This is a genomic window from Streptomyces beijiangensis (genome assembly GCF_017315755.1).
Classification (GTDB): Bacteria; Actinomycetota; Actinomycetes; order Streptomycetales; family Streptomycetaceae; genus Streptomyces; species Streptomyces beijiangensis.
Window position 1 is genome coordinate 1 of the sequence record NZ_JAFLRJ010000010.1, and the last position, 9,189, is coordinate 9,189.

A 9,189-nucleotide genomic window follows, 5' to 3' on the forward strand; every position below is an offset into this window, starting at 1 on the left:
GCGCCGGACCGCGCGCCGCCCCGGTGACGGTCGCCTCCTGCCACAGGACGCGTGAGCGCAGCCCGGGCACGGCGGCCTCGGCGGCGGCCACGGCCTGGTCCACGAGTGCTTCCCCGGCCCCGGGGGCGACCAGCCTCACGGCCTCATGACCGGCGTCAGGAACAGTCCCGGGGTCGTCGGGCCGCTCCACCGTCACCATCGGCAGTGCGTCTCCGTCCCCGTGGACCACCGTCCGGTGGACCGTGTCTGCCGGACGTCCGCCGCGCAGCGCCAGGAACACCACCAGCGCGCCCGCGCCCTGCTCCGCACGGGGCCACCCGATCGAGGGCAGCGGCACACCCGCGACCACCTGATCGCACTCCACGCTCCGCCCGTCGGCCAGCTCCAGACCGCAGGCCCGGCCTTCCTTCTCCGATACGGCGACGACCTCGGCGCCGAAGGCGAACTCCACCTTCCGCGCCAGACACCGTTCGTACACCGCCCGCGCCAGCTCGCGCATCCCGCCGCGTACGTACCAGCTGCCGAAGGTCTGCTCCATGTACGGCAGTACGGCGGCTGAGGCGGGCGCGGTACGCGGATCGAAGCCGTGCGTCAGCGCATAGCTCCCGAGGAGTGCGGCCAGCCGGGGATCGCGCAGCTCACGCCGGCCCACCTCGTCGACGGTCTCCGCGGTGCGGCGCAGCAGGCCGGACCTGAGCGCCGGATACGGATCACGCGCCAGCGGTGAGACATCCTCGGGCAGCGGCTCTTCGAGCAGCGGCCGCCGGGTCCGGTCCCAGGCGATCCGCGCCCGGTCCATAAACGCTCCCCAGCGCTCACCCGCGCCCCCGCCCAGAGCGGCGTCGAGGGCATCGACCACCCCGGCCCGCGAGGCGTTGGGCAGCGTCACCGCGCTGCCGTCGGCGAAGAGATGCCGGGCCGCGGGGTCCACCTGGACCAGTTCCACGCACTCTTCCAGGGGCTCACGGCCCGTCTTGACGAACACGTCCCGCCAGACGGCGGGCAGCTGGAGCAGCCCGGGACCGGTGTCGAAGACGAACCCGCCCCGCTCGAAGCGGCCCACCGCCCCGCCGTACGTTTCCCCGCGTTCGTACACCGTCACCCGGTGCCCCGCCACGGCCAGCCGGGCGGCCGCCGCCATCGCGCCCATACCCGCGCCGATCACCGCAATCCTTGCCATGCCAGGGACTTTAGCGGCCACCACTGACAGCGCACTCAGCCGGACTGGTGTTGAGTACACGGCCCTGAGTATCCGTACCTAGTGGGGGAGATGAGTAGGTACGCGGATGGGCCCGACCTGCGAAGAAGGCAGAGTGGTGACCACGGAAGGGGCGCGGCTCCCGCACCGCCGACACGGGGCGGCGGAACGGTGGCAGCTCTCCTGACGCGTACGGGGGACGTACGGGGGAATCGCCGGTCCGGTGGGGTTCGATGCAGATCGAGCTTCGCCGGACCGGCGTCCTGCGTTTCCGGCCCCCGATGCAAAACCGCAGGTCAGAACCGATTGTCAGTGGTGACCCCCACAGTGGACACATACGGCCACTGAGCCGTCACACGACGACAGGAGGTTCGTCATGGCCAGCACCAAAGCCGCAACAGCCGCGTCACGCTCGGCTGGCGACATCCACCCCGTCCTGCGCCGGGCGACAGCACCGCCGGCCGCCCTCGATCTGCTCACCCAGGCCCGTACGGGACTCGACGAGGCCGCCGTCCTCGAGATGCCGAACGACCGCTATGCGACCGCGCATCTCGCGGCCCTGCGCACGGCAGCCGCCGTGCTCGCCGCGCGAGGCCGCCCCGAGGCGACTCCCCGCCGGCGCCGGAGCATCCGCAGCGCCTGGGAGGTCCTCCCTGAGATCGCCCCCGAACTGGCCGAGTGGAGCGCCCTGTTCGCCTCCGGCGCCGGCCGCAGGGCCAGGGCCGAGGCAGGCATACCGGGCGCGGCCACGGTCAGGGACGCCGACGACCTGCTGCGCGACGCGGCCATGTTCCTGCGCCTGGTCGAGCGGCTGCTGGTCCTTCAGCCGGTACTGCCCAAGCCCAGGGAGGAGCACCCGCAAGCGGGATGACCAGGGGCGGCGGCGAAGGCCATAGGGTGGGAGCAGCCCGCTCCGTATCTGCCCCGCCGAGGAGTCAACCGCCGTGTCGGACCCGCTGCGCCCCCGCGCCTCCCTTCGTACCGCCGTGGTGTGGGACGTCCTCAAGGACGCACTCGACCGCCGGGTCAAGGCGAGCGGGCGGGACACCCTGGACGTCCTGGACACCGGAGGCGGTACGGGCAACTTCGCGGTGCCCGTCGCCCGGCTCGGCCACCGCGTCACCGTGGTCGACCCCAGCCCCAACGCCCTCTTCGCGCTGGAGCGCAGGGCCGCCGAGGCAGGCGTCGCCGACCGCGTGCGCGGGGTCCAGGGCGACATCCTCGGTCTGTTCGAGGTCGAAGGTGTGGAGCACGGCGGGTACGACGCGGTGCTCTGCCACGGCGTCCTCGAATACGTAGAGGACCCGGCCGAGGGCGTGCGCAACGCCGTCGACGCGCTGCGCCCCGCCGGCGCGCTCTCCCTGCTCGCGGCCGGTCTGGGCGGCGCCGTCCTGGCCAGGGCCCTGGCCGGGCACTTCAACGAGGCCAGGCAGGCGCTCACCGACCCGGCGGGCCGCTGGGGCGATGGCGACCCCGTGCCCAGGCGCTTCACCGCCGAGCAGCTCGGCGAGCTGCTCGGCGCGGCCGGACTGAAGGTCGGTTCGGTACAGGGCGTACGGGTCTTCGCCGACCTGGTTCCCGGTGTTCTCGTGGACACCGAGCCGGGCGCCATGGAGGCGCTCCTCAAGCTGGAGGCCGCGGCGGCCGAGCTCCCCGCCTTCCACTCCGTCGCCACCCAACTGCACGTCCTCGGCGAGAAGCAGGGCTGATCAGCGACGCAGTCGCAGACGGAGTAGGCCGCAGGCCCCCCGATCGGACGCTTCGCGCCGTATGATCGGGGTACACCATCTCCGGATTGGCGAATTGGCGTAGAGGGCGGGTTTCACGGGGGCGATTCCCTGCCTATTCTGAAAGGGCCGCACTACGGTCGCCCCCCGCGACCGACGAGTAGGAGGACTCCGTGCCGCTCTCGGAGCACGAGCAGCGCATGCTCGAGCAGATGGAGCGAGCGCTGTACGCCGAAGATCCCAAGTTCGCGACAGCGCTCCAGGGATCCGGGCTGCGTACATATACCCGACGACGGGTCTACCAGGCGGTCGCAGGCTTCCTGGTGGGAATCGCGCTCCTCATGGCCGGAATGGTCGCCCAGCAGATCTGGATCAGCGTGGTGGGGTTCCTCGTCATGCTGGGCTGCGCAGTGCTCGCGGTCACCGGATGGCGCAAGGCGCCCAAACCGGGTGAACAGCCGCCGGCCGACGAAGGTCCGGCAGCAGCCAGGCAGACCAGGCAGCGCCGCTCGGTGATGAACCGTATCGAGCAGCGGTGGCAGCGCCGCCGAGACGAACAGGGCCAGTAAAACTTCAGGAATTCCCACCGGACATGGGTGAGGGGCGACCGCCGGCGCGGTCGCCCCTCACCCATGTCCGGCCCGGCTAGCCCTGGTCCCTGGACGGCCTGCGCCACAGTCCGGCCCACCGTTCGGCCCACGCCCGGCGCCTGCTGCTCCAGCGCCCGGTCGTCGCCGCCCAGTGCTCGGAGAGCGCCCACACCACCCGTACAGCCGAGCGCGGTGCGAGTACGGCACGCAGCCGTTGCGCCCGCCCGGCCCCGGCCCGCAGTCCTGCCCGTACCTGTGCCACATCCTCGACGAGTCCGCTCACCGGCTCGGGCCGCGGCGCGTACAGCACCTGCTCCACCGCACCTGCCGCCCGGTGGACGGCGGCCGCCGCCCGGCCGTCGAGCTTGCCGAGCCTGACGATCCGAGCCGCCGTCTTGCGCGGTGTCTGGGAATCGTCGGGTTCCATGCCGTAGTCCCAGGCCAGATCGGTGATCTCGCGCCAGGCGCCCAGCGTCCGGTCCGCGGCGTCCGCGGGCGTACGCCCGCCGGAGCCCAGCCGTCGCCCGCGCACCCTGATCCGCCAGAGCAGCGGCAGCAGCGGGAGCAGCACCACCAGGCCCAGGACGACGGCCACACCCACCACGGTGGAGAGCGGCGTCCCGGTGTCCGTGGGGCCGACGTTCGTGGCCGCGGCAGCCGCGCCGCACTCGTTCATCCTGCGCAGCTGCGGCGGGCAGCTGTCGTTGACCGACGGCGCCGCCGACGGTGCGGCCGAAGAGCTGGCCTGCGGCTTCTCCGGGGTGTCGGACCCGCCGCCGGTGCTTCCCGCCTGGGTGTACGACGGTACGGAACCGCGCGAGGGCGTCGGCTCGAACCGCGTCCACCCCACGCCCTCGAAGTAGAGCTCCGGCCAGGCGTGCGCATCGCGCAGACCGACCGACATCGTGCTGTCCTGCTGTGCGGAGCCCGGAGTGAAGCCCACCGCCACCCGCGCGGGGATCCCCAGCGTCCTGGCCATCGCGGCCATGGAGAAGGAGAAGTGGACGCAGAAGCCCTTCTTCTCCTTGAGGAAGCGGCTGATCGCGGCCGATCCGGTACCGGACTGCACCTGGGTGTCGTAGGTGAACCCGCCCTCGGAGGAGAACCAGTCCTGCAGCTTCACCGCACGCTCGTAGTCGTTCGCCGAGCCCTTGGTCACCTCGAGCGCGGTGGACTTCACCACGGACGGCAGCGACTCGGGGACCTTCGTGTACTCCTTCACCAGCGAGGCAGGTGCGGACGGGGCCTGCGCCAGCTGCTGAGCGGTCGGCTCCACGACAAGGCTGGTCACCGAGTACTGCACACCGCGTGTCGTCTGCCCGCGGTCGCCCACGAGGGTGCGCCCCACCGGCTCGAACCGCCACTTCCCGTTGATGCCCACCTGCATGGCCGGGTAGGGGAGAGGCAGCCAGTTCTGCGCGTACCAGCCCGCCGCCGACACATTGGTCTTGATCTCGGCCGTGCTGATGTCACCGCTCAGACCGGGTGGTGCCGGCAGCTTCTTCGGCACGTCGGTGACCTTGCGCTCCGAGGACTTCCACGCCGTGCCGTCGAACTGGTCGAGCGCCACTATGCGCAGATAGAGGCTCTGCACGTCCGTCGCATTGGTGCGGTACCGCAGCACCTCGCGGTCCTCGGGCTGGTTGAGGCTGTTCTGCAGCGACACCAGAGGGTTGACCGCGGAGATCGTCCCGCCGCCGGACCCGGTGCCGTCACCCGTGCCCGTGTCGCCGATGAGTCCGCTGTCCAGCGCGGGCAGCATGGCCGGGATCACCAGGGCGATCCCCAGGGCGACCGCCCCGATGCGCCGTCCGGTACGGACCGGGGCGGTGGCGCTGCCGCCGGGTGCCTCGAAGCCGGCGGACCGCCCCGGCGCCCGGGGAGCGCCGCCGAAGACCCGTCCCCACTGCGAGAGCCGGTCCCGGCCCTCCGCCAGCAGCAGCAGCAGATAACCGGAGGCCGCGAGGATGAACCACAGCCAGGCCCCGCTGCCGTGGGAGAGCCCCGCCGCGACCGAGTAGAGCGCGAGCAGCGGCAGCCCGGCGGGTGCCGCGCTGCGGAAGGTCACCGCGAGCGCGTCGACCGCGAGCCCGACCAGCAGCACCCCGCCGACCATCATCAGCCGGATGCCCTCGGTGGTCGGTGCCGGGATGGAGTACTGGCTGACGTCCTGGCCGCCCTGCTGCAGCAGCTGTCCCAGGTGCCTGATGACCTCAGGGGTCGGCAGGATGCCGCCGAGCGCCTGCCCGCGTGCGAAGACCAGGGTGAGCAGCAGCAGCGTCACCAGGGCCTGGACCCCGACGGTGAGCGGCCTCGGCAGCGGCACCCGCCGGGCGAGCGCGCCCACACCGCTCACGATCGCCACCAGGAAACCCGCCTGCAGGATCCAGGAGGCCGGATCGACCAGCGGCAGCATCGCGCACGCCGCCATCATCGTGGCCGCAAAGGCGCACAGCGCCAGTCTTCCGCGACCGCTCATGACCATCCCCCTGTCTTCCCCGGTGTGTTGGTCGTGTGCTCCCGGCCCGCCTGCTGCCAGAGATCCGCGAGCGGCACCCCGGGGCGGGCATCGAGCACCGTCCACCCCGCTTCGCGCAGCATCCGCAGACGTTCCTGCGCCTGGGCCGGGGCCGGCGCCGCTCCGGGCTCGTCCGGCACCCAGGCCGCGCTGTCCGTGACAAAGGCGACGGCCGCGTTCGAGCGCTGCCGCATCCGTGCCGCGACGGCGGCCTGTTCCTCGTCCAGATCGCCGAAGAAGGCGATCAGCAGACCTTCGTTGCCGCCGCGCAGGACGTCGAACGAGGCCGAGAGACCAGCCCCGTCGGAGTGCCCGACGACTGCCAGGGTGTCCATCATCAGCCCCGCGGAGTCCGCCGAATCCTGGGTCGCCCCGGCGAATCCGCTGCTCCCGTCACCGGGCACCGAGCTCCCCGTGTCGGTCAACAGCCGTACCGAGAAGCCCCGTTCCAGCATGTGCACCAGCGCGGAGGCCGCTCCCGAGACCGCCCACTCGAAGGCGGAGTCGGGACCGGCCCCCTGGAAGGCGATCCGCCGGGTGTCGAGGAGCACCGTGCACCTGGCCCGCTGCGGCTGCTCCTCGCGGCGCACCATCAGCTCGCCATAGCGCGCGGTGGAGCGCCAGTGGACGCGGCGCAGATCGTCGCCGTGCCGGTACTCGCGCGGAATCACGTCGTCCTCGCCGGCCAGCGCGAGCGAGCGCTGGCGCCCGTCTCCGTACCCGGCGGCCTCGCCGGCCAGCCGTACCGGCGGGAGCGCCTCGGTGCGCGGAATGACGGTCAGGGTGTCGTACGCGCTGAAGGAGCGGGTCAGCTCGCACATCCCGAACGGGTCGCTCAGCCGCAGCTGCAGCGGCCCCAGCGGATAGCGCCCGCGCAGATCGGAGCGGACCCGGTACGACACCTCGCGCCGCCCGCCCGCCTCGACCCGGTCCAGTACGAACCGGGGCCGCGGCCCGAGCACGTACGGCACCCGGTCCTGGAGCATCAGCAGCCCGGTGGGCAGCCGCGAGACGTTGTCCATCCGCAGATGGACCCGCGCCTCGGAGCCCGCGGGCACCCGGGCGGGGGAGAGCCGGCGGCTGCCCGCGACCCGGTAGCGGGTGCGGTGCAGCACGCCCACACACACCAGTGGCAGCACGGCGAGGAGCATGCCGACGCGCAGCAGGTCGTCCTGGCCGAGGGCGTACGCACAGATGCCGGCGGCGATGCCGGCCGCGAGGAACGACCGGCCGCGCGTGGTCAGCCCGGACAGAGCGGCCCGCAGGCCGCCCTGGTCCTCGTCGACGCCGGGCGAGGCCCCGCCAGGGGGCAAGCCGGCCGACATCACAGCCGCCGCGTGCCGGGCTGCTGGTGGTTGTAGACGGGGACGCCGGGCGGCGGCGCCTGGCGGCCTGTGCCGAGGCCGCTGTCCGGCACGGCCGTGTTCGGTACGGCTGTGTTCGGTACGCCTGTGCTTGCCACGGATCCGCTCGGCACGGGTGTGCGCTGAAGGATCTCCGTCACCACCTGTTCGGCGGTACGGCGGTTCAACTGCGCCTGCGCCGTGGGCAGCAGCCGGTGCGCGAGCACCGCCACCGCCAGCGCCTGGATGTCGTCGGGCAGTGCGTAGTCGCGGCCGCTCAGCGCCGCGGAGGCCTTGGCCGCGCGCAGCAGGTGGAGTGTCGCGCGGGGTGAGGCGCCGAGTCTGAGATCCGGGTGGTTACGGGTGGCCGAGACCAGCTCCACCGCGTACCGCCGCACCGAATCGGCGACGTGCACCGTCCGCACCGCGTCGATCAGCTTCACCATGTCGTGCGCGTGCGCCACCGGCTGCAGATCATCCAGCGGCGAGGCGCCGCCGTGCACATCGAGCATCTGCAGTTCGGCCTCGGCGCTCGGGTAGCCGATCGAGACCCGCGCCATGAAGCGGTCGCGCTGAGCCTCGGGGAGCGGATAGGTGCCTTCCATCTCCACCGGGTTCTGCGTGGCCACCACCATGAAGGGGCTGGGCAGTTCGTACGTCTGCCCGTCGATGGTGACCTGGCGCTCCTCCATCGACTCCAGGAGTGCCGACTGGGTCTTCGGCGATGCCCGGTTGATCTCGTCACCGATCACGATCTGCGCGAAGATCGCCCCGGGCTTGAACTCGAACTCCCGCCGCTGCTGGTCGAATATCGACACACCGGTGATGTCGGACGGCAGCAGGTCGGGCGTGAACTGGATCCGCCGTACCGAGCAGTCGATGGACCGTGCCAGCGCCTTGGCGAGCATGGTCTTGCCCACGCCGGGGACATCCTCGATCAAGAGGTGTCCCTCGGCGAGGAGCACGGTCAGCGAAAGCCGTACGACCTCCGGCTTGCCCTCGATCACACCCTCCACCGACCTGCGGATACGCTCCGCCGTCGTGGTCAGATCTGTGAGGCTCGCTCGATCGTCATAGGTCGTCACCCGGCCCTCCTCGGCCCCGTTCCCATCCACGGGCCGATGCGATTCAGACGGCCCGGCCCACCCCGAAATACGAACACCACGCCCGGATGGTTCGACCGGGCGAGGTGTCACAGTCGCATTCTTGTTGCCGTTACCGCTTCGTGTCACTCGCCTGTGGACAAGTGCGAGGGATATGCCGGGGTTTGCCGTCTTTTCTTACGTCGTTCTAGGTAGCCGGATCAATCTCGCGCAGCAGACCCGTCGTCACATCGAAGACAAAACCGCGCACGTCGTCCGTGTGCGGCAGGAACGGAGAGGTCCGTACGCGCTGCATCGACTGGCGTACGTCCTGGTCCACATCCTTGAAGGACTCCACCGCCCAGGCGGGCCGCTGGCCCACTTCCTGCTCCAGCTCCTGCCGGAAGTCCTCGGTGAGGCTCTCGAGGCCGCAGCTGGTGTGGTGGATCAGTATCACGCTCCGTGTTCCCAGGGCGCGCTGGCTGATGGTGAGGGAACGTATCGCGTCGTCGGTGACCACGCCGCCCGCGTTGCGGATGGTGTGGCAGTCGCCGAGCTCGAGGCCGAGCGCGGCGTGCAGGTCGAGACGGGCGTCCATGCAGGCGACCACGGCGACGTGCAGGACCGGCGCGGCGCCCATGCCGGGATCCTGGAAGTCGGCCGCGTACCGGCGGTTCGCCTCGACGAGCCGGTCGGTGACCGTTCCGCCGTGACGGACGGTGAGGTGAGGG

8 protein-coding genes are annotated in these 9,189 nt (G+C 71.7%); 3 read left to right on the top strand and 5 right to left on the bottom strand.

Annotation, left to right across the window (positions count from 1 at the left end; genetic code table 11):
- Positions 1 to 1,180 (bottom strand): phytoene desaturase family protein (locus J0695_RS01415; RefSeq protein ID WP_206959316.1); only part of this gene is annotated, 1,180 nt, incomplete at its 3' end.
- Positions 1,181 to 1,574: 394 nt separating this feature from the next.
- On the opposite strand from J0695_RS01415, the gene J0695_RS01420 reads away from it, so the two are divergent.
- From J0695_RS01420 to J0695_RS01430, 3 genes are all read left to right on the top strand, one after another.
- On the top strand, positions 1,575 to 2,069 hold the full coding sequence (locus J0695_RS01420; protein ID WP_206959318.1) for an SAV_6107 family HEPN domain-containing protein: 495 nt from the start codon (positions 1,575 to 1,577) through the stop codon (positions 2,067 to 2,069).
- A gap of 73 nt (positions 2,070 to 2,142) precedes the next feature.
- The gene (locus tag J0695_RS01425) at positions 2,143 to 2,907 is read left to right on the top strand and encodes a class I SAM-dependent methyltransferase (RefSeq protein WP_206959319.1); all 765 of its coding nucleotides are present in this window, start codon (positions 2,143 to 2,145) and stop codon (positions 2,905 to 2,907) included.
- 191 nt (positions 2,908 to 3,098) lie between these two features.
- The gene (locus tag J0695_RS01430) at positions 3,099 to 3,494 is read left to right on the top strand and encodes an SCO2097 family morphological protein (RefSeq protein ID WP_206959321.1); all 396 of its coding nucleotides are present in this window, start codon (positions 3,099 to 3,101) and stop codon (positions 3,492 to 3,494) included.
- Positions 3,495 to 3,570: 76 nt separating this feature from the next.
- On the opposite strand, the gene J0695_RS01435 is transcribed toward J0695_RS01430, so the two are convergent.
- From J0695_RS01435 to J0695_RS01450, 4 genes are all read right to left on the bottom strand, one after another.
- A complete protein-coding gene (locus tag J0695_RS01435; protein ID WP_206959323.1) occupies positions 3,571 to 5,994 on the bottom strand; it encodes a transglutaminase TgpA family protein in 2,424 nt (807 codons plus the stop codon).
- Positions 5,991 to 7,358 (bottom strand): DUF58 domain-containing protein, encoded by a 1,368-nt coding sequence (locus J0695_RS01440; protein ID WP_206959324.1) that lies wholly within the window; start codon positions 7,356 to 7,358, stop codon positions 5,991 to 5,993. The genes J0695_RS01435 and J0695_RS01440 overlap by 4 nt, the downstream gene beginning before the upstream one ends.
- Entirely contained in the window at positions 7,358 to 8,461 is a 1,104-nt protein-coding gene (locus J0695_RS01445; RefSeq protein WP_206959326.1) for an AAA family ATPase, read from the bottom strand. The genes J0695_RS01440 and J0695_RS01445 overlap by 1 nt, the downstream gene beginning before the upstream one ends.
- 205 nt (positions 8,462 to 8,666) lie before the next feature.
- The coding region (locus tag J0695_RS01450) for a beta-class carbonic anhydrase (protein ID WP_206959328.1) at positions 8,667 to 9,189 on the bottom strand (523 nt) is incomplete at its 5' end.